Origin of the sequence: Vibrio azureus (genome assembly GCF_002849855.1) — a bacterium.
Taxonomy (GTDB): domain Bacteria; phylum Pseudomonadota; class Gammaproteobacteria; order Enterobacterales; family Vibrionaceae; genus Vibrio; species Vibrio azureus.
Genome location: NZ_CP018617.1, coordinates 888,564 through 910,136 on the forward strand (window position 1 = coordinate 888,564; position 21,573 = coordinate 910,136).

General features: G+C 41.8%; 17 protein-coding genes. 8 read left to right on the plus strand and 9 right to left on the minus strand.

Going from position 1 to position 21,573, the window contains the following annotated elements:
- Positions 1-97 precede the first annotated feature (97 nt).
- The 3 genes from BS333_RS17785 to cutA are packed head-to-tail and all read left to right on the plus strand — an operon-like array spanning position 98 to position 2,374.
- A complete protein-coding gene (locus tag BS333_RS17785; protein ID WP_021708699.1) occupies positions 98-1,804 on the plus strand; it encodes an SgrR family transcriptional regulator in 1,707 nt (568 codons plus the stop codon).
- Positions 1,788-2,039: a hypothetical protein gene (locus tag BS333_RS17790; RefSeq protein WP_021708698.1), complete on the plus strand. Its 252-nt coding sequence runs from the start codon at positions 1,788-1,790 to the stop codon at positions 2,037-2,039. Before BS333_RS17785 ends, BS333_RS17790 begins: the two co-directional genes overlap by 17 nt.
- 2 nt (positions 2,040-2,041) lie before the next feature.
- Complete coding sequence (cutA, locus tag BS333_RS17795) at positions 2,042-2,374, plus strand: divalent-cation tolerance protein CutA (protein WP_033003433.1); 333 nt, start codon at positions 2,042-2,044, stop codon at positions 2,372-2,374.
- Here cutA and BS333_RS17800 read toward each other — a convergent pair.
- Positions 2,336-2,932: a DUF2238 domain-containing protein gene (locus tag BS333_RS17800; RefSeq protein WP_021708696.1), complete on the minus strand. Its 597-nt coding sequence runs from the start codon at positions 2,930-2,932 to the stop codon at positions 2,336-2,338. The two genes, cutA and BS333_RS17800, sit on opposite strands and share 39 nt — an antisense overlap.
- A 256-nt stretch (positions 2,933-3,188) precedes the next feature.
- Between BS333_RS17800 and BS333_RS17805 the strand changes: the two genes are divergently transcribed.
- Positions 3,189-4,028, plus strand: a complete 840-nt coding sequence (locus tag BS333_RS17805) for an isopenicillin N synthase family dioxygenase (protein ID WP_021708695.1) — start codon at positions 3,189-3,191, stop codon at positions 4,026-4,028.
- A gap of 148 nt (positions 4,029-4,176) precedes the next feature.
- On the opposite strand, the gene BS333_RS17810 is transcribed toward BS333_RS17805, so the two are convergent.
- From BS333_RS17810 to BS333_RS17825, 4 genes are all read right to left on the minus strand, one after another.
- Complete coding sequence (locus BS333_RS17810; RefSeq protein ID WP_021708694.1) at positions 4,177-5,829, minus strand: ABC-ATPase domain-containing protein; 1,653 nt, start codon at positions 5,827-5,829, stop codon at positions 4,177-4,179.
- 118 nt (positions 5,830-5,947) lie between these two features.
- Positions 5,948-7,843: a sensor domain-containing phosphodiesterase gene (locus BS333_RS17815; protein WP_021708693.1), complete on the minus strand. Its 1,896-nt coding sequence runs from the start codon at positions 7,841-7,843 to the stop codon at positions 5,948-5,950.
- Positions 7,844-8,039: 196 nt separating this feature from the next.
- Positions 8,040-9,239, minus strand: a complete 1,200-nt coding sequence (fabV, locus tag BS333_RS17820) for an enoyl-ACP reductase FabV (RefSeq protein WP_021708692.1) — start codon at positions 9,237-9,239, stop codon at positions 8,040-8,042.
- A gap of 83 nt (positions 9,240-9,322) precedes the next feature.
- A complete protein-coding gene (locus BS333_RS17825) occupies positions 9,323-9,925 on the minus strand; it encodes an arylesterase (RefSeq protein WP_033003402.1) in 603 nt (200 codons plus the stop codon).
- Between BS333_RS17825 and BS333_RS17830 the strand changes: the two genes are divergently transcribed.
- The 3 genes from BS333_RS17830 (at position 9,924) to BS333_RS17840 (ending at position 14,886) form a co-directional block, all read left to right on the plus strand.
- Entirely contained in the window at positions 9,924-10,619 is a 696-nt protein-coding gene (locus BS333_RS17830; RefSeq protein WP_033003401.1) for an ABC transporter ATP-binding protein, read from the plus strand. The genes BS333_RS17825 and BS333_RS17830 overlap by 2 nt on opposite strands.
- Positions 10,616-13,030 carry an ABC transporter permease gene (locus tag BS333_RS17835; protein WP_021708689.1) on the plus strand — a complete coding sequence of 805 codons (2,415 nt, stop codon included), beginning with the start codon at positions 10,616-10,618 and terminating at the stop codon, positions 13,028-13,030. Before BS333_RS17830 ends, BS333_RS17835 begins: the two co-directional genes overlap by 4 nt.
- A 407-nt stretch (positions 13,031-13,437) precedes the next feature.
- Positions 13,438-14,886, plus strand: coding sequence for an FAD-dependent oxidoreductase (locus BS333_RS17840; protein WP_033003432.1), 1,449 nt, complete (start codon positions 13,438-13,440; stop codon positions 14,884-14,886).
- Positions 14,887-15,013: 127 nt separating this feature from the next.
- Here the strand turns inward: BS333_RS17840 and BS333_RS17845 are convergent, their stop codons facing one another.
- From BS333_RS17845 to BS333_RS17855, 3 genes are all read right to left on the minus strand, one after another.
- The gene (locus tag BS333_RS17845; protein WP_021708687.1) at positions 15,014-15,949 is read right to left on the minus strand and encodes a 5-oxoprolinase subunit C family protein; all 936 of its coding nucleotides are present in this window, start codon (positions 15,947-15,949) and stop codon (positions 15,014-15,016) included.
- Positions 15,946-16,632, minus strand: a complete 687-nt coding sequence (locus BS333_RS17850) for a 5-oxoprolinase subunit B family protein (protein WP_021708686.1) — start codon at positions 16,630-16,632, stop codon at positions 15,946-15,948. Before BS333_RS17850 ends, BS333_RS17845 begins: the two co-directional genes overlap by 4 nt.
- Positions 16,633-16,730: 98 nt before the next feature.
- A complete protein-coding gene (locus BS333_RS17855; RefSeq protein WP_021708685.1) occupies positions 16,731-17,474 on the minus strand; it encodes a 5-oxoprolinase subunit PxpA in 744 nt (247 codons plus the stop codon).
- Positions 17,475-17,915: 441 nt separating this feature from the next.
- On the opposite strand from BS333_RS17855, the gene galE reads away from it, so the two are divergent.
- Positions 17,916-18,932 carry a UDP-glucose 4-epimerase GalE gene (gene galE / locus BS333_RS17860; RefSeq protein WP_021711742.1) on the plus strand — a complete coding sequence of 339 codons (1,017 nt, stop codon included), beginning with the start codon at positions 17,916-17,918 and terminating at the stop codon, positions 18,930-18,932.
- A 402-nt stretch (positions 18,933-19,334) separates the two neighbouring features.
- Here galE and BS333_RS17865 read toward each other — a convergent pair whose 3' ends face one another.
- The gene (locus tag BS333_RS17865) at positions 19,335-21,500 is read right to left on the minus strand and encodes a TonB-dependent hemoglobin/transferrin/lactoferrin family receptor (protein ID WP_021711743.1); all 2,166 of its coding nucleotides are present in this window, start codon (positions 21,498-21,500) and stop codon (positions 19,335-19,337) included.
- Positions 21,501-21,573: the final 73 nt, after the last annotated feature.

Below are 21,573 nucleotides of genomic sequence, written 5' to 3' on the forward strand. Positions count from 1 at the left end.
ACCTTAGGTATCTTTGGCTCAAAGAGTGAAAAATTTGCACTTTTCATTAAAAATGAGGAAACTGAAGATATCAATCGAATGAAACCATTTCCTCTTTATGACTAGTACACGATTACGTCTTCAATTCGAGACCCTGTTCAAGAAATTTTCTGGTCAAAATTCAGAAGCCCAGTTGGACGATATTACGGACGCGTTATTTTGTACTCGTCGTAATGCTCGTATCGTCCTCAACAAGCTAGAGCAAGAAGGCTGGATCGAATGGCATCCTTCGGCTGGACGAGGCAAGCTGTCCAAGCTGATTTTCAAACGCAGCCGAAATGACGTCAGTGAAAAATTAGCCAGACATTATCTCGAAGAGGGCAAAATTGGCCAAGCGCTTGAAGCGTTGGATAATGATGCCACCAAGCTTGCCCAAGTCATTCAAGGTTACCTTGGGCTACAACACCAACAAGGTGAGCAGGTGATTCGCTTACCTTATTATCGCCCATTGTTGATGCTTAATCCTCAGAAACTGATGCGTCGTTCAGAATTGCACATTGCTCAGCAAGTTTTTAGTGGCTTAACCAGATTAGATGACGAAGAGTGCCTTCAGCCCGATTTAGCGCATCATTGGGAAGCACTATCAGACAAACATTGGCGTTTTTATTTAAGGCGTGGGGTTCGTTTTCATAATGGTCAACGTCTCACCACCGCTTGTGTGATTGAGAGCATAAAAGAATTATGTGATTTTAACCTTTTTTCACATATCGAAAGTGTCAGCTCACCTGAACCGTGGACGATAGATATCCTTTTATGTCGTCCTGATAAATACTTACCTCAATCACTCAGTGAGCCACAAGCCAAAATATTGCTGCCATCATCAATGCGCTCTGAAGAATTTGATACCAAGCCAATCGGTACCGGACCATTTCAAATCAAAATTAATGACGAAAAACGCCTCATTTTGACTGCATTTGATGGCTATTTTGGTCTGCGCCCACTTCTCGATCAGGTGGAAATATGGGTTATTGATGAAGCATATTCTTCAATTGTCTATCCTAGTTTGTCCAAACCTCAGATGGATAAAACCTCTTCTGCTGATGACGTTGAACTTGATCCGGGTTGCACACTTTTGCTGCTCAATAAACGCTCTGGTTTAGCCAAAGATCCTCGATGGGCAGAATTTTTGAGCCAAGCGTTAAACAGTTATCAAATTTATGCACACCTGCCTCAAGATAAAGTTGTTGAGTTTGGTATTTTACCTGCTTTCGGTTTGAAGCCAGGATGGTTGGATCTCGTTCCTTCGTCAATCGGTGCCGCACCACAGCAAGGTAAGCCGATCTGTGTGGCGTATCAAAAGAACCATCCGGTATACCCAAGTATTGCCCAAGCGATTAAACAACAATTGCTTCCTTATGATATCAACATCACTTTTTTAACTTATGAGTATGAACTCCCGAGCGTCGATGATATCGATATATGGATCAAACCAATGGGGATTACTACCCGTCGTGACGATGTTTTTGCTGGCTGGTTATTAGACTACAGTAATATTGAGCAAGCCAGTAATAACAATGATTTTTCAAGTTGGGTCACATTGGTTGATGGCTGGCGAGCTGGGAAATACAACGATTTTCCAGCTCGTGAATTGGGCCGTCAGCTGGTAAAAAGTTGCCAAGTGATTCCCATGTTCCATTGTTGGCTTGGAGTCAACAAAGACCATAGTGGTGCATTACAAAATGCAAAATGTAATGCGTTAGGGTGGTTTGATTTTAGTCGAGTATGGGTTAAACCGGAAATAGAGAATTATGGCAAAACCAAATAAGAAACAGCCTTCCAAAACTGTGGTCATTTCTTGCTCTAAATGTAAAGCAGTGTTATTCAAGTACCGAAAAGGGGGTAAAGGGGCGTTAGTTAAATGTTTCAAGGAGCGTATCACACAAGACTTTACTCTTACCGCTTGCTTTTGTCCCAACTGTAGCCAAGAATTTGCAAGAGAGACCCTAATCCGTGGCACGCCTGCCTATAAAATTATTGGCGGTAAGGTAACAATGAAATGACAATAAACGAACGATATGAATACTGCATGGTTCTCAGTACAGTAGGCTCGGCAGAAAATCGCGATATTATCATCAAAAACTTACTTGATGACCAACTTGCTGCTTGCATTCAAACTCTGTCTATCGACAGTCATTATGTATGGCAAGGCGAGGTATGTAGTGACCCAGAATGGCTATTAATTATCAAGACAAGAAGAGACTTATACGCCTTGGTCGAAGAGAAAATCAAGAACTTGCACGAATATGAGATTGCTCAGATTGTACAAGTTCCCATTGTCGATGGTTTTAACCCATATTTAACTTGGCTTAACCAGTCTACGCTGCGTGGCCAATAACAGTAAAGCTGTCACGGCACCGAGTGTGTCACACAACATATCTTTTTGTGCATCCCAAACATCCCCTTGAGAGCCCAAAAAAGCGATCCCTTCATCACCACCGGCTAGTGCGGCATACCACCATTCTATAATTTCATAGCTCGCCGCCAGAGACATAATGGCAAATAAAGCAAATAGCGTTGAAAACGTCATGCTTAATTTTTTTTGTCTTATCAAGTATTCGGCAATAGGGTAGGCATAAAGGCCGATTGAAAAGTGCGCGACGCGATCAAAGTTATTACGCTCTGAACCGATCAATTGATTAAACCAGTCAAAAGGAACGTTGGCAAAAGTATATTTGGCACCAATTGTATGTAAACAAAGCCAAATGAACATTAAAATATAAGCAGTTTTGCTAAAAGTAAACCGGAGTGATATCACCCATATAATGGTAAGTATGGCAAGTGCAGGAATAATTTCTGCAAGCCAGACAGCAAATGAACTTGGTTCGACGACAGAAAATAAAAAGATAAAAGTATATAGCAAAGTTAATAAGCGTAATGTCGTACTACTTTTCATAGGGTGATATGTCCTTAAATGGCATGTTAGCCGCATTATGATTACATATAAATGAACGGCGTTCAATAAACTAGGAACTTTTCCATAAGCTCCATCAATACAGTGCAGTGACGAATCACAAAGCTTGCGAATAGGTGTAATAATTCTGCGCTCAGGGCTAATTTTTTACTTAATAAAATAATAATTAGGTTTGCGTTCAAGCATAGTCACTCATAAAATTCACTTTATTATATTTACATTACAAAGAAGTAAAGTCATGAAACTAGAAACTGTCGATTACCTTGCTGACGATGCTGCTCAACAGTTCGTTGCATCGCTCCGTGAAACAGGATTTGGGGTTCTTAAGAATCACCCGATACCACAGGAGTTGGTTGAGTCTATCTATAACAATTGGTACCAATTCTTTAACTCTGAGCAGAAGAACGACTTCCATTTTAATGTCGAAACTCAAGATGGCTACTTCCCACCATCCGTTTCGGAAGTGGCAAAGGGGCACTCAGTCAAAGACATTAAAGAGTATTTTCACGTTTACCCTTGGGGACAGATTCCTGATCAGCTGAAAGCTGAAATTTTGGAATACTACGAACGCGCTAATGCCTTCGCGCAAGAGCTGTTAGGTTGGGTTGAGGCATGCGCACCAACAGACGTTCAAGAAAAGTTCTCCGTTGCGCTTTCTGAAATGATAAATAACAGTGACAAGACATTACTTCGTGTTTTGCATTACCCACCAATGACAGGTGAGGAAGAACCAGGTGCTATTCGTGCTGCCGCTCATGAAGATATCAACTTACTTACTGTTTTGCCTGCAGCCAACGAACCAGGTTTGCAAGTAAAGAGTAAAGAGGGTGACTGGTTAGATGTGCCTTGTGATTTTGGTAGCCTGATCATTAATATTGGTGACATGCTGCAAGAGGCATCGGGTGGTTACTTCCCATCTACGACTCACCGCGTCATCAATCCGACTGGCGGTCGTCAAGAAAAGTCTCGTATCTCTCTACCGCTTTTCTTGCACCCAAAACCAGAAGTTGTTTTGTCTGAACGTTACACTGCAGATAGCTATTTAATGGAAAGACTGAGAGAACTTGGTGTGATTTAACCTGAAGCTCTTTGGTAACCATTCTTCTATAATATGGTTATTACAACAGATAGAAAAAAGAGCCAGCTGTTTAACTCAGCTGGCTCTTTTTTTGAACGCTTTCTAATCACTTTTAAGCACTAAGGAGCTGAGAACAATGGTGTTTTGCTCAGTTTTGCTTAAACTGTGACTTTCTCATTCTATTCAACGCTGCCATCACATCGAGAGTGCGTGGCTTGGCAAGATCACCTTGTTGAGGAAGTGTTTTATGCCAGCCGTCTGAGAGCATGATTTCGATTTCTTTGGCTGGATTCTGTGACCAACCAGGTTGCTGAGCCAATTGAAACCACAGCCAGCCGATAGTATTGACTTCATCTGCCGATTCAAGCTGTTCCAATGCACTCAAGTCTGTAAACTCTTTTCCGAAACGCAAAGAAGTTTTACCTTTTGCACTCACACGGAATTTGCCATCGGTTAAAATAGCCATCAGAGCTTGTCGGCTCAAAGAACGTGGACGGAATGTGTGAAGATTATCTTCCGATTCATTGTGACGTTGAGTTGGGTGTTGTTCGATAACTTGACGTGCTTTTTCTGTGACATCGACGGCTTGGTAATCGTGCATTTGAATCACAGTATCGGCAACGTCTAAATAGTCTCCCGAGCCACCCATAACAATAAGGGTAGACACGTCCAGTTCATCGCGAATTTGTGCAATGCGGTCCACTAAAGGCGTTATGGGTTCATCACCTTTAGCAACGAGAGCTTGCATGCGCTCATCACGAATCATAAAGTTAGTGGCTGAGGTATCTTCGTCAATAAGTAATGAAGAAGCACCAGCCTCAAGAGACTCCTGTAGCCATGCGGCTTGAGACGTTGAGCCAGATGCATCTTGAGTTGAAAAGTCCGCGGTGTCTTTACCCATTGGTAAGTGGTTAATGTAATTCGATAAGTTTAAGTGATGAACGCAGCGACCATCTTCAGCTCTTATCTTCATTGCATTTGCATCTGTCACAATATACTCACGGCCATCACCGGGAATATGATCATAAATTGATCGTTCGATAGCATTGAGTAAGGTAGATTTACCGTGAAAACCACCACCGACAATAAGCGTAATGCCCTTAGGAATACCAAGTCCTGTAATGTAGCCTTTATTAGGCGCATGCAATGTAACTTGCAGTGAGTCTGGAGCTTGGAATGGAACCGCATCTTTCATCGGTAAATCACAGTTACCTGCAAGGCGAGGTAAGATACTGCCATTTGCGACGAAAGCGACCAGATTATGCGCCTCTAATTGTTCACGAATCGCAGCCTGATCTTCGATTACTTTACAGTGCTCAACCAGCGCATCATGATTTAATTCTCTTGCCAAGGTAGCACGTCGAATGAATTTTGGAAGATAAAACGTCAGGATGTTGTTGGCTTTTTTCCCAAGGACAGAACGACCTTCGGCAGGTAAGTTCACTCTGAAACGCAACTCAATGCCTTCTTCAGTAAAAAGAACGGCGGTATTATCTAAAACGGTTTGTCCGCTAAGAGCAATAGAAACGGCATTTTCTTGTTTGGCAAATTGATCAAAGCTACGGGCAATAAAATCACGAGCAGCGCGCTGGAAAGAAGGGGATTCTTCTTTTAGCCACTCAAGACCGGTAAGAGACCACGCTCTTGTAGCACGTAAGCGTGAGGCTGAAGCATAGGGATCACCTTGAATGTAGTCGATGTGCAAAGTGAAATCACCGAAGTCATATTGACCTTTGATTTGCTGGTACGCACGGTAGTTTTGCTTTTCGATCTTCTTGAGCGTCGCTGTCAACTGATCCATGAAAGTTAGCCTTATATTTTTAGCGGGATGGCGATTATAGGAATCAAGAGTAGGATAGTAAAGGAGAGATAACTGAGATGGTTACGTTATCAACGAGGATAGTTGGTTATCAGTATTTCTAAATACCCGATGTCCCTTGCTGAGTGTAGAGTACTTGTTCAAACTTATGGCAGGGCATTGGCTTGGCGTAGAAAAGTCCTTGGCCGATATCACACCCTTCTTGAAGCAAAAACTGTACTTGTTCTGCAGATTCAATCCCATCGGTCATGACATTCAAATTAAGTTTCTTGGCGATATGAATGATAGAGCGCACAATGGTTTTGTCCTCTTCTGAATAGTTCATTTGTTGAATAAAGCTTTTATCTATTTTAATCGCCTTAAAAGGGCAATTTTTAAGGTAATTAAACGAATAGTCACTGGTACCAAAGCCATCAAGTGACAGTGTCACACCAAGTCTATTGAGTGTTTTCAAGGCATTGAATGTGATATTCCCATTTTCTTGCAGAGCAGATTCAGAGATTTCTAATTCAAGGCAATGTGGAGGCAAATGGTAAAAAGCGAGAAAGTATTCGATTTTTTCTAAGAAATGTCTGTTGAGTAATTGGGATTGAGAGACATTAATCGCAACCTTAAAATCCTTTACTGTATCAGACCATTGCTTGGCCTTTTCAATCACGATACGCAAAGCAAACGTACTTATTTCATGAGTTAAGTTATTTTGTTCAGCCATCTGCATTAACGCATCATTAGACACATCACCCAAAACCGGATGCAGCCAGCGAAGCGAGCTTTCTGCACCAATCCATTCTCCCGTATTGGAGCACACTTTTGGTTGGAAATAGATCATGACATCGTCATTACGAATCGCTTCAAGTAAGTAATTTTCTAATTGATTATGTTGGTTGAGAACTTTTGTGTTTTCTTCACTGCAGTATCGATACGATTTACCCGATTCTTTACACAAAGTCATGGCATGGCAGGCATTTTGAAGCAATTGTTTTGCATTGAATCCGATGTTGCCTTGGACAATGCCTGTGTAGGTTTGTAAGTGCACGGTTTGATCATCGATGTTGTAACTATCACATTTGATGTGGGCAATATTCTCAAGTAGCCGGTGGGTGACATTTTTGGGCTCAGGGCCTGAAATAATCACCACCATATCACTAGAACTGAGCCGACCCGTGACGAAGTGTTTTGACTCAGCGAAATCAAGTTTGCTTCGAAACTGTTGCAGTATTTCGTCTAAACGTTCAAAACCATATTTGGTTTGAATGGCTCTTGCATTGGCAAAACCAATATTTAATACGGTCAAAGAACTCATTTCACCGTTGAGCTCAGCTAACGCTCTTTCTAAGTACTCTTCTGTGGCCGATGTATTTAAAAAGCCGGTGCCCAAATCGTGAGTATTCTGGTAATTAATCTGCTCCTCTGCTGCTTTCCGGCGCGTGATCTCCTGCGTAAGAGAATAGCTTAGCTTAGCAAGATCGGTTGTTCTGGCTGCAACTCTGTTTTTCAATTCGTGATTTAAACGGGCCAGTCTATGTTGGTCAAAGACAATGGCCAACTGTGTTTCTATCGACTTCTTAAATGTATACAGCAATTGTCGATAAGCTTTATGGTATTGATTTGCTTTGGAATCGAGTAAACATAAGGTGCCAAACGTTTTACCATTTGGCCAATGTAACGGTAATCCACAATAAGAAATCATGCCCAATTTTTTGTTTGCCATATGAGGCAATTTTTTAGATTCTAAAGCATTAGGTATCACAAGCTCCTGTTTATTTAGAATCACTTGTTCACAATAAAGGCTTTGTTCTGGGTAACCTTTGTCACCAACTTGGAATGGATTTCCTTCAATCTGACTGGAGGTATTGACCTCAATATGCTCCGGGTAGATACGCATAATGAGGGTAGTAGGGATGTTTGTTGTTTTGGCTAATAGGTCAACAATGCTTTGCCAATTCTTTTCTACTGACTCTGGGATAGTGTAATTTAAGGTATGAAATGTGCTCATGGTGGTAATCCATCTCCTGATTCACTTCCTGTATTCTTACCGCATACGAGTTAAGCCTTAAAATGTGATCTATGCCACTTAATGAAGTTTATGTATAGAAAGCTGGAAATTAAATAAAATCCGCCCTGAAAATTCATCAGGGCGTAAAATAAGCGGATTTTATCTCAGCAGTGAGACAGATTTGAGAAAAGCTCTGTTAAGGTTTCAGTGCTTTGAGATATGCAAACGAGATATCTTGGGTATAATCGATATCAGCAAAGTTAAATCCATTTTGTTTCATAAATTCCTCTTTAAAACCTGCGTAGTCGCCTAGCTCCATGAAATTATCCTCATTCATCTGTTGTAGGCATTGCTTCACAGCTTCCTGTACCTCAGAATCAAGTTCCCACTCATCCAGTCTTATCAAACGTTCACCATCGACTACTGTGTTATCTTGGTGGTACATTTTGGTTGTGAAAAGACGCTGCATTTGTTGTATACAGTTTTCATGAGTCCCTTTGTTTTTCATTACCTGATACAGGGCAATAAGGTAGGGGCTCAGAGTAGGAATAAACACACTGGCTTTAGTGACTAAAGCCTTACATACCGTGGCATAGGCACCGCCATTGAAATTGGCAAGCTTCAAGTTGAGTGAGTGACTGGTTTGATGTAAGTCGACTTTGGCTCGTCCTAATGTGCCATCTAAATAGATCGGATGAGTGCTTTCAGGCCCAACATAAGAAAAAGCAATGGTCTTGCAGCCTTCTGCCAACGACTCGGAGTTAATCAAAGTATCGATCCAGCTCTCCCAATCTTCTCCCCCCATAACTTTAACCGTTGCATAAGCTTCATCTTCACTGGCAGGCTCAAGGATAGACTCTCGCCATTTATCCTGTTCAATGTCAATGGTTGCACCGCTGATCGATTCCCCTATGGGTTTAATCACGCTCCGCCAAGTGTGACTGGTTTTATCATCCAACCTCATACCAGAAGCTAAGCTGTAGATCACTAAGTCTACTTCACCCTCGAAGTACGTTTCGATCGCTTCAATCACTTGGTCTCGGACTCGTTGCGAGAAAGCATCGCCAACAATATTCACTGCTTTACAGCCATGTTTGAGCGCCGCTTGTTTAAAAAAGACATTATTATACCAGCCGGCACTGCCCGTTTTGTCCTCTGATGGGCCGTGTTCAAATGAGACTCCAATGGTATCTGCATTGGCTCCACCAAAAGTTAACGCGATTCGAGCCGCTAGACCAAATCCAGAAGAGGCACCAATGATCAAGACTCGTTTAGGGCCTCGCTGAATTTGGGGTGCTTGCTTAACGTAATTAATTTGCTCATTAATATTTGATTGGCATCCAAAAGGATGAGCAGAACGTGCGATAACACCTTGAATAACAGGTTTTATTTGCATTTTTATTACCTAACCTTTGTGACTGTATGTAGGGTTAGACTAACGCAAACTATCCGGTGACTTATTGAGCTAGGCCATTAAAATTAGAGATGTTTCAGTAATTCTTGTGCAACGAAGTTAGCAATGAACGGCTGAGCTTCAGGTTTGGGGTGCAATCCATCCGACATCATCCACTCTGGCTTGGTTATCACTTGTTCTAAGAAAAATGGCATTAAAATCACGTTTTTTTTATCAGCTATTGCTGGGTAAATGCCGTAAAACATCTCACCATAGCGTTTACCATAATTGGGCGGTACACGAATCTGCATCAAGACCACATTTGCACCAGAAGTTTTGCTTATATCAATGATTTCCGATAAATTCGAAGAGATCAGTTTTGGCGGGAAACCTCGTAAACCATCATTCGCGCCAAGCTCGACAATCACCCAAGAGGGTTGATGCTGTTTTAAAAGTTGTGGTAATCGAGCTAAACCATTGCCAGTTGTATCACCGGAGATACTGCCGTTGATAACAGAAATAGCTTGGCCTTGCTGACTGAAAATACTTGGCAACAAACTGGGCCAACTCTGTTCAATAGCCATCTGATAGCCAGCACTTAAGCTATCTCCTAAAACTAATATCTTTTGGTTAGCTTGAACCGCAACGGAAAGAAATAAAGATAATACTATGGAAAGTAAACGAATCATGACGACACCTGTATCTAATGAGCTGATCATAAAAGCGACGGAAGTGAGTAAACAAGTTTCTACTAATCAAAGTCAATTAACAATCTTAGATGGTATAAATCTTGAGATAAAACGTGGTGAGAAGGTGGCTATTGTTGGGGCATCTGGAGCAGGTAAATCAACATTAATGACATTATTAGCAGGTTTAGACACCGTTACGTCAGGTGAAATTTGTTTACTGGGTCATTCTTTGTCGGGTATGGATGATGAGGCTAGAGCAAAACTTAGAGCAAACTCACTTGGATTTGTTTTCCAAAGTTTTCTGCTGATTCCGAGTTTAAGTGCAATACGTAATGTCACTCTGCCTTGTTTACTCAAAGGTGAACGAGAAGATTTTACCAGAGCACGTGCATTGTTAGCCGCGGTAGGTTTAGATCAGCGAACTGAACATTTGCCCAGTCAGCTTTCTGGAGGTGAACAGCAAAGGGTCGCATTGGCTCGCGCTTTTATGACGCAACCCGAACTGCTGTTTGCCGATGAGCCAACCGGTAACCTAGATCATCATACGGCCGAGAAAGTGACCGAGTTGCTGTTTTCTTTGAATCAACAGCATGGCACCACGTTGGTACTGGTGACACATGACCTTCATTTAGCGCAACAATGTGACCGAATATTCACCATGGAAGCCGGAAGATTTGCTGAGGAAACACTATGAAATCAGCAAGTCTCAACGTAAACAAAAGCCTAGCAAGGTGGGGGATGAGCGAAATTTTCCAAGGTAAGCTCTGGCCTGTAGGTTTTGCTCTGGTTTTAATTATTGCCAGTATTTTCGCTTTGTCTGCGCTGGCCATGAGAATGGAGCTTGTGGTCGTAAAGCAGGGGAAAGAAGCACTCACCGCTGATGCTGTTTTCGCTTCAGCCAACCCTCTTCCTCATACTTTATTGTCCGCTTCAACAACACTTGAACGCTCGATGATGACTCAATTTAATACCATGTTATTCAGTGATACGGGTATGCAGCTTATCTCCGTACGTGCTGTGGATGAGTATTATCCCTTGATTGGTGATTTGGTTCTCGATGACAGTCAAGTTCATCATGTTGGGGAAAGCCAATTGTGGCTTGATAAACGCATCATGACACAACTTGAACTTTCCCATGGTGACGTTGTCACATTAGGTGATGCCGATTTTAAGGTTTCAGGTATTGTGCTTGAGGAACCTGGATTAAGCTTTAATCCTTTCCAACAAATGCCTTCTGCTTATATCCATTCCAGTGATATTAAAAAAACAGGTGTAATCCAATTGGGTAGCCGCGTTCAATATCGGATGTTTCTAAATGGAGAACCAGAAAAGCTGATACAACTTCAGGAATCGGTGGAGTTATCACCCAGTGATAAATGGCAAACGCAAGAGACAACGAACCGTAGCAGTGAGTTTTTTGAACGAACGATTCAATATTTATCGCTGACCGTCATCATGGTGATCATCATGTCGGCAACGACTTTAGTATTAACATGCCAAAGTTATGTAAACAGTCGTTCTCAGACTATTGCAATGCTCAAGAGTTTAGGGGCCAGTACAGGTTGGGTTTGTCGGTGGCTTCTTATTCAAATCAGTCTTCTTTTCTTGTCCTCGATACTCATTGGGCTTATTGTGGGCATTGGCTTAGAATATTTATTACGCATTCCCTTAAGCGAACTGCTGCCAAATCCACTTCCAAGTTACGGGATTACGCCGTTTGCCGTTTCAGTTCTATCCGTGGTGTTGATTAGCCTACCGGCCTTAGGCATTCCTTTGAGTCACCTAGTGAATACGCCTGCTATCGACGTACTTCAGCAAAGTCAGTGGAGGTTTAATAAGCAATTGTTATGGTTGATTTTAATACCTCTGATTCCTTTGTTGGCCTTTTATTCGAAAAATGCCCTGATATTACTGATTTTGCTCAGTATCTTGGTTTTGTTTATTGTTTTAGCCCTAATCAGTGTAGGACTGACTCGTGTACTCAGTAGACTCTCACTGTCTTCTTCTTTGGCTCTCGCTTTCAGCAGAATTAATCGTACTCCCGTAAGTAGTGGTCTTCAGTTATCGGCATTAGCGTTATCTTTAATGTTGTTAGCCACTATCGGATTGTTAAGACATGATTTAATCGAGGATTGGCAGCAAGTCTTACCTGAGCATGCTCCTAACGTGTTCGCCTTAAATATCTCAGAGCAAGAACTAAATGACTATTTAACGCAGCTGGATAGCAATCAAGTCATCCGCTCGGAGGCTTTTCCCATCATTCGCGGTCGACTTCAGTTCATAAATCAACAAGACGTCAAGGAATTGTCTTACCCTAATGGCAAACCGAATGCAATTCAGCGAGAACTCAACTTCACTTGGGGGAATGATATTCCTGACTATAACCAAATAGTTTTAGGCGAATGGTCCAATTATTCCCATGTTTCAGTAGAGGAAAAGCTTGCCAATGAGCTGGGTATTCAGGTTGGGGACAAATTAGGCTTTGTGATCAACAGTCAGTTTATCGAAGCGACAGTAGGCAGCCTGAGACATGTTGAATGGCGAGATATGAAGCCTAATTTTTACTTTATTTTCTCGTCAGATATTATGCAAGAAGTCAAAGGTTCTTATTTACTCAGTTATCGTATTGAGGAAGATCAGCAAAGCTTACTCCAACAACTGTCACGGCAATATCCGACGGTTACAGTCTTGGATATTCAGACGATGGGTAACAAAATCCAGGCTTTACTGCAGCAGGTTATGTCTGCTGTCACCATTCTTGCTACACTGGGTTTGCTTGCAGGACTCTTGCTTATCTTTACATTACTCCAGCTCAGTATTTCACAACGCCAAAGTGAGGTTCGTTTGTACCGTACCTTAGGCGCAAGTAAAAAGCGGATTGCATCGACGCTTTGGGTAGAGTTTGGCATCATTGCTTTTGTCGCGAGTTTTATTGCTGTCTTGTCTGCAGAAACCATGGTCGCCATTGTTGTTAAACAGGTGTTTGAAATATCCCCTCAGTTGCACCCTTTTTTGTGGCTAGTGCTGCCCATTGCGACAAGTTTAGTGCTGGCAGTCGTGGTCATGAATGCTCTGGCGAATTTATTAAAACCACACAAGCCGTAATCGGTTTACTTTTACCCACATCGGGCTAGATGAACTTAGTTATCCACAAAAACAGTGGATAACTTTTTGGATAACTAAATCAATAAAGGATAGGAAGTTTTCCCTAGGCTTTATATTTTGGGAAGTTGCGAAACAGCGGTTTTACAAGTTACCGCTCAAGGTGTTTTTCACCGAAATGCGTCAAGTATTTTATTTGCTTTTTTTCATATTATTTTTGATCTGAGTCGTCTTGCTTAACGTAGTGTCTTGAGGTCATTTGGCATGGCATTGCACGTTCTTTGCTGATTCCTGTCGATGTCAATATTGATATCACACAAAACCATGAGTTTTTTGTGATTTTAATCGTATTAAAAGGCGAGTAGAATCTATGTCCAGTCTAGAATATTTGTTATATGTCTGATAATAAAATGAAGCCGAAAACTTCCGATAAAAAACAGAAACACATTGCGGTCATTGGTGGTGGAGTTGCAGGTGCTACCGCTGCTATTCACTTTGCTGAGCTAGGATTTCATGTCTCAGTGCTTGAGCAAGGCCCCTCATTAGTCAATGGCCCGCCAATTTGTCATTTGCATGCTGGTGGAAACCTTTACCGCGAAATTTCTGAACAACAATGTCTAGATCTTCTTTCACAGTCGATCGAAACCATTCGACTGTATCCGCATTCACTTAATATCAGACCGACAATCATCGCGGTACCAGAGACGGATGGCGGAGATCCTAACACTCTGATCCCTCGCCTTAAAATCATTAAAACGGCTTATCAAAAGCTAGTTTTATCCGATGAACGAAATCAAGTTTTGGGCGACCCAGAAGCTTATTTTAAGCTTTACACCAAGCAAGAACTTCAGGCATTAGCAGAGAAAACTCAGCCCAAAGAGCCCAAAACGATTGATGAGTGGTGTATCCCTTTTGCCCAAAATGCCAACTTAGAAGTACTGAAATACCCAGTTGTTGCAGTGCAAGAATACGGCTGGAGTGTTTTTCGCCTTGCCGCTATCGCCAATTTGACATTATCCGAAACCAATAATGCAGACGTTTACCTTAATGCTAAGCTAACAAGTGCGCAATGGAACGGTACACAGTGGCAACTCACTTACCAACAGAATGCTCTTGACCAACATTTAGCGTGTGATTATTTAGTCAATGCGTGCGGTTTTGAAACGGGGACAGTTGATGACTCAATTGGGCTTAAGCGTAAACGCTTAGTCGAGTTTAAAGCCGCTTATGTGACACACTGGCAAGCGTGCCATCAACTTTGGCCTGAAGTCATCTTTCATGGCCCTCGTGGTACAGATAAGGGCATGGCACAACTCACACCTTATGGTAATGGCTATTTTCAATTGCATGGAATGACGAAAGGCATCACCTTATTCAAAGGTGGCCTTGTTGAAAGTTCTGACCAATCTGCCCAGCCTAAATTACCAAATCAATACCTTGCTAAAATTCGTCATGGCTGGCAACAGGACGTTCTCACGCAAAGAACGGATAATGCAATTCAACACATGGCACAATTTATTCCAGATTATCAATCGGCCAAACTGGGGGGTAAAGCCCTATTTGGTGCTCAGCAAATCCCTGGGCAAGATCCAATACTTCGTGCTGCTGATGTTACGTTTGAAGAAAACAATTATGCTCGAATCGAAGTCGTTAAAGCATCATCAACACTGTTGGCAGCACAAAAGATTGCTCAGCACTGGTTTAATTTAGCTAAATCAGAAGATGTAGAACAACAACATCCTATTACCGTCCATTGGCACCCGCAGCAAATAGAGCAATACGCGATTCAACTTTGTCATGATCGAGGTTATCCAGTAGAACTAGCGCAATATTATGGTGTAAGTCAAAACATGGTGTGAGCCAAAACGCCCGGTTGATGTCCGAGTAACGTTTTATTCCCAAGTAACCTCGCTCTTAATCAAGTATCTTAAGGTCACTTGGGCAATACGTTCAACTTGAGTATTAAATTTAACTTGAGCATAAAGTTCAATAGCCAAAAAATCGGGCCCATTGACACCATAAATTCTGTAACTCTTCACGGTTCCCTTTGACAAAGTGCACATGTTGCCCTGCCTTAGCTTGAGCAAGGCGGGGCAAATCTATTCTCGCAACACAACCGAGCTTCGGATACCCACCAATGGTTTGATGGTCGTTCAGCAAAATAATGGGCTTACCATCTGCTGGAACCTGAATTGCTCCCAGAGTGATGCCTTCTGAGAGAATTCCGCTCACCGGTGGTGTGATGGTCTCTCCCGTCACCTTGTAGCCCATGCGGTTTGATTGGTTAGAAACGGTGAAAGATCCTGAATATATTTTTTGCCGCGCTTCAGAACTGAAATATTCGATTTGATAGCCTTCAATCACTCTAAGAGTCAGCGGGAGGTTGTAATCAGGTTTAAAACGGAAAGTCACTTGGCGTGAATTGGACTGGGGTAAATCATGTCTTTGAAATGGAATAATATCGCCTGATTTCAACTTGCTACCACGCTGGTCAAGGCCACCTAATGACTCCCTCATGACGGTAGCCGTACTGCCAAAGTGAGGGGACACGGAAAAGCCACCTTGAATGGCCAAATAAGCACGCAGGCCATTTTTAGCGTGACCAAATTTGAGAGTCTGGTTCTTTCTCAAGTAGAAATCCGTCCAATTATTCAGCGGGGTCCCATCGATGCTTGCACTAAGGTCTCCTCCACAAATGGCGAGGTGGCAGTCTTCCGTAGCGGTAAAAGCGCAGTGACCAAACGTAATCTCAATCACTGAGCTGTTAATTGAATTCTTTAGCAAGTGATTAGCCCAACAATACGCATAGTCATCGACAGGACCACCTTGGGTAATACCAATATGAGCGAAACCATAACGACCATAATCCTGTATTAACGATAGTGGGCCAGCTTGTTTGACCAAAAGAGCAGCGCAACTCATAACTTTCCCCCTAATTGAATAAATTCATCGCGTGATATGGAGGTAAAGGTAATGTTATTGCCGACTTCAAAAGGAATAAATGGTGCGTGGTCAGAGAACAGACCAAGAGGGGTTCTTCCAATCACATTCCAACCTCCAGGACTATCCGACGGGTAAACTGCGGTTTTACTATCGGCGATGGCAACACTACCAGCAGGTACATTAAGACGTGGAGATGCATGCCTTGGAATGCTAATAGAATTAGGCACATCAGAAAGATACGCAAATCCGGGCGTAAACCCTATCGCTGACACGGTATAAATCGGCTGAGTATGGACTTCAATCAACTGCTCTAAATGTATGCCTTTATCCTCAAAACGCTTAAGATCCAAGGCGGTCTCTTTTCCATAATATACTGGTATCGTTAGCGTTTTAGCATCCTCACTTGATAAGGTGATTTGCTCAAAGCTTAAAATTATCGACTGAATGTATTTATAGATTTCGGACTCACTGACTCTAAAGGGCAAATACTGGACTAAGATCGTCCGATATGAGGGGACGACATTGATAATAGAACTTGACGATACATTTTCACGCATCTGTTGAGCAAGATACCCAACAGACTCAATCGAAACAGTCTTGTCAAACTCGAGCATTAAACTGCTTTCCGAAACAGGAAAGAGGGAATATCGATCACTGTTCATTGAGGTCCTTCTCTTTGAGTGATTAAAGATGTTTGCTACCCAAGTGACCTTGCTCTGAATCAAGTACCTTTAAGGTCATTTAGGTATAGATAGTGTGATTACAAACAATGGCGAATTTTTTGAATTAAAGCGATGGCCTCCGCATTATCACCATGGACACAAATAGTATCTGCCTCCAAACGGATATATTGACCTGATTCTGTCTTTACTCTTCCTGAGTTAGCCAACATTTGCACTTGCTGTAATATTGCAAACTCACTGTTTAGTACAGCATTAGACTGAGTCCTCGGTGTTAACTTGCCATCATCTTGATAAAGTCTATCTGCAAAAGCTTCGAACAACAAAGGAACATCAAAGTTATCCGCAATTTCTAGATATTTCTCATTTTGTTGTGATGCCAGAATCATCAAGGGCAATTGAAAAAGGGCAGCCGCTTTAACCACTGCGAGAAAGATCCTGTCATCACACATCATGTCATTATAAAGTGCACCGTGTGGTTTGATATAGTTAATATCGTTGAATTGAGCTCGACATAAAGCTTGTAATGCTCCAATTTGATAAATCAACATGTTGGTTATCTCTTCGCCACTCATTGCCATACTTCGTCGGCCAAAACCTTGGAGATCGGGATAACTTGGATGAGCGCCAATTTCCACATCGTGCTGATTTGCCAATACGATAGTGTTGTTCATGATGGTAGGGTCGGAAGCGTGAAAGCCACAGGCAATATTGGCCATATCAATGTGAGGCATGACATTCTCATCATTGCCCATCTTCCACGAACCAAAGCTCTCTCCCATATCACAATTGAGACTGAGTTGTTGCCTATTCACTAATGTCATCGGTCATTGTTTATATTAAATGTTGTGGATTAATTTTAGTGGATCGTCAATACAACTGACAAGCAGGCTAAGGTATATATACCCAAGTGACCTCAAGATGCTTGATTCAGAGCGAAGTCACTGAGCTGAATTCAAGGAAGACAACGAAGCGGAATAGTATTCTATTTCTTATTTTTGTAAGAAGAACGGTTTTCTGACGCAAGAAATCGGCTCAGTGACTCGCTCCCAAAGGGCGAGTGACCTTAACTCTCAGACTTTGTTAACGATTCTCAATGTAGAGCCACTATATTTTCGAATCGTTGCCGCGCCTGAGAGCTAAGGTCATCTCGCTGAACGCAGCATCTAGAGGTTACTTGGGTATACAAGTACTTGAGGGTATAAACATTTAAATATGATGGATAAGGCGTTAAACTAGAAAGATAATGTCATAAGGAATGAAAAATGAAAGTACTTGTTACTGGTGGTATGGGTTACATAGGCAGTCATACTTGTATTCAGATGATTGAAGCAGGCATGACACCCGTCATCATTGATAACTTATATAACAGCAAATCAACAGTATTAGAACGAATTGAGAAAGTGTGTGGCCAGAAACCCACTTTTATCCAAGGCGATATTCGTGATAAAGCATTACTGGTTGAAATCATGAACCAACATGATATTGAAGCAGTTATTCATTTTGCTGGCTTAAAAGCCGTCGGAGAGTCTGTCGCAAAACCTTTGGAGTACTACGACAATAACGTTAATGGGACGTTAGTTCTTGTCGATGCCATGCGTGCAGCGGGTGTGAAGTCAATTGTTTTTAGCTCTTCAGCAACCGTTTATGGGGACCCGGCTACTGTACCAATTACAGAAGATTTTCCTACCAGTGCGACCAACCCTTATGGCCGCAGCAAACTCATGGTAGAAGAGTGTCTGACTGACTTTCAAAAGGCCAACCCAGATTGGAGCATTACTTTATTGCGCTACTTTAATCCGGTCGGTTCACACCCATCGGGAGAGCTTGGCGAAGATCCTCAAGGTATTCCAAATAATTTGATGCCATTTGTTTCTCAAGTTGCGGTAGGGCGACGTGAGTTTTTATCTGTCTTCGGTAGTGATTATCCAACCAAAGATGGTACTGGTGTTCGCGATTACATCCACGTAATGGACTTGTCCGACGGACATATTGCTGCGTTAAATAAGGTAGGTCAGAAACCAGGTCTACACGTTTACAACCTTGGCACAGGCAATGGTTTTAGTGTTCTAGAAATGGTTCACGCCTTTGAAAAAGCATCTGGTCAAGCGGTTCCATATCAATTAGTTGACCGTCGTCCAGGCGATATTGCCGAATGCTGGGCAGATCCGGCAAAAGCGGCAGCAGAACTCGAATGGAAAGCAGAACGCACATTGGATGAAATGACCGCTGACACTTGGCGTTGGCAATCTAATAACCCTCAAGGCTATCCAGATGCCTAACCAATAGGCGCCTTAATAATATTAGGCTCCCCCCCAAACCTATTTCACACTTTTGGGGGGACAAGTTTCTGATTATACACATACATTATTTGATCTAAATCGAGATCTTTGTGATGCATTAGTTAAATTGTGGTTTAAAAACCTCAAAGTGTTAAACTGCTGTTGTTTTTCAAGTGTTAAATCGTAATTTCGTCTAAATCAATTGGGGTAGTCAATGGAACTTGGTCTGATCATCGCCTTTATCGTTACAGCAGCAGTGATGGTAAAGAAAGAGATGACAAAGTAAACTTTCACTTTTATTCCTTTCATAACATTTTAATGTGAAAGTTGAATTACCATGATAAAAGCCAGCAATTTAGCTGGCTTTTTTGTCGATAATTTAAAGGTACAAATCAAACAGCATTAGAACTCATACTTAACACTCAAGCTATAGTTTCTCTCTGCTTGAGTAAGATCGCTCGTTAGCGCTGACTTTCCTCGAACATCGTTCCACAGATAGTATTTTTCATCCGTTAAATTCATCACGCCAGCACGAATCGTTATATTATTGATTGGTTTGTAGTAAGCGGTTAAGTCAGCAACGGTTGCTGAGGGGGTAGCCACTTGTTTATCTGTGCCACCATTATCTTTATCATAGTTGATGTCTGATTTAGACTTATTCGCTGTGTATCTCACTTTTAAACTGGTCCCCCAAGTTTTATTCGGTGAGTCGTAATTGACTTCTGTTACTGCATTCCATGGGTTGACGCTATTAAGAGGTCTACCTTGGCCATCTTCACCTTGCGTATATTCTGCTGCAATTCGAGTGGTAAGCCCCTGAGGTGCATTGGCGATCTTGTGAAGGTCGAGTTTGTTAGAGATTTCTATTCCTTTGATTGTAGCTTCATCTAAATTTTCATTTGTATATATCGTTGGACTGCTGTTGTTAGTACCGCTTGAGGAAACTTGCGCAATAAAATCGTCATAATCACTGTAATACAATGAAATTTCACTGGCTGAAAATGCATTAATGTGACGATAACCGACTTCATAAGAGATACTTTTTTCAGATTTCAGATCCGGATTTGGCTCATTTACGTAGCCATGGATTGGGTTATCATAGGTATAGTAAAGCTCATCAAATGAAGGAGCTCGAAACCCTTGGCTGACTAGGCCAAAAATTGTCCCCGACGGTGACAGTTGATAAGTCGCTCCCAAGCGGCCAGTTAAAGCAGCATCATCAAACTTTTTAAATGATTCCCCATCAATGTTAGCTGGGTCGGTCACGAAGCGGTCGTAGCGTACACCCGGAGTTAAAGTGAGACGCTCATTTAGAAGAGAGATTTCATCTTGAACAAATAGACCAAGGCTGCTTTCTTTTGCATTTGGGCTATAGACATACAGTTTATCATCGATATCTGGTGCAGAATTATATTCTTGGTTCGTATTTTTGATTTTACTTTTTTTATAAGATAGGCCGTAATTCAAGTAATGATTATTGATCTCTTTATCGAGTTGAGTTTCTATCTCAATTCTTTTTTCAGAATAGTGGTAATCTTTCTTCTGGTTGTTATCTGAATGCCTTTGACTTGCTGGTTGAAAACGATGAGTTTCCGCGTGTTCTTTTTTATCTATCCAATTTGCACGTGTAGTGACACTATCAGCAACCGCTGAGTCCGCAAACCATTGATGTTTCAGGCCAAAACGATTTTGCTTTGTGTTATCGCTAGAGGTATCGTTATCAGAATATGAACTGGCAAGATCAGCATCACTCTGATTTGAGATCATTTCACCCAATAAGGATATTTGGTGTTGATCGTTCAATTGCGACTGTAACTTGACTAATAGATCATTTTTGCTGTAATCCTGAGATGTGACGGCGTTTTTCACATAAGGTGCTTTAGCGAAGTTTTGTAATTTGTCACCGTCACGTCGAGTAAAAGCAATCAGGGATTCGACCTCTCCAAAACGATTCGCTAGAGCAACGTGTTCATTAAATGATTTGTCTGCCGACGAATACCCCAGTTTAACTTGTCCACCTTGTTTACGGTTTTTACCCAGAAAGTCCTTAGGGTCTTTGGTATCAAAAGCAACGACACCTCCAATTGCATCGCTGCCATGAAGACTAGAAGCTGCGCCTTTTACGACTTCAACAGTTTTCAGCATGTCTGGATCAATCGATACCGCACTAGAGTTGATAAAAGAGTAGGGACCACCATCAAATGCGCCAGGTTGTGATGCACCATCAACTAAAATCTGAATCCGCTTTCCCTCAATACCACGGATATTGATGCTCTGAACGCCTTGGCGCTGAGTCGTGTTTACAGTAACTCCCGGAGTCTCTTTAAATAACTCGCTGATGTTTTCGACCATATTTTCATCGATCTCTTTTGCAGTAATCACACTGACAGAAGCTGCAACAGACTCCAGATTTTGGCTATTTCTTGTGGCAGTTACTAAAACTTCATTAAATTGTGACTGCCCTTGTTCATCAGAGGCTTCTTTTATAGTAAGAGACTCTTGCTGTGCATTTACGGAATGACAAAAAGTAAAAAGAATAGAAGCAGACAATAAAGATCGTTTGAACATTTTTCCAACTCCATGATACTAAACGGGAGGGGAATGTTAATTCATGATAATGAGAATTACTATCGTTATCATT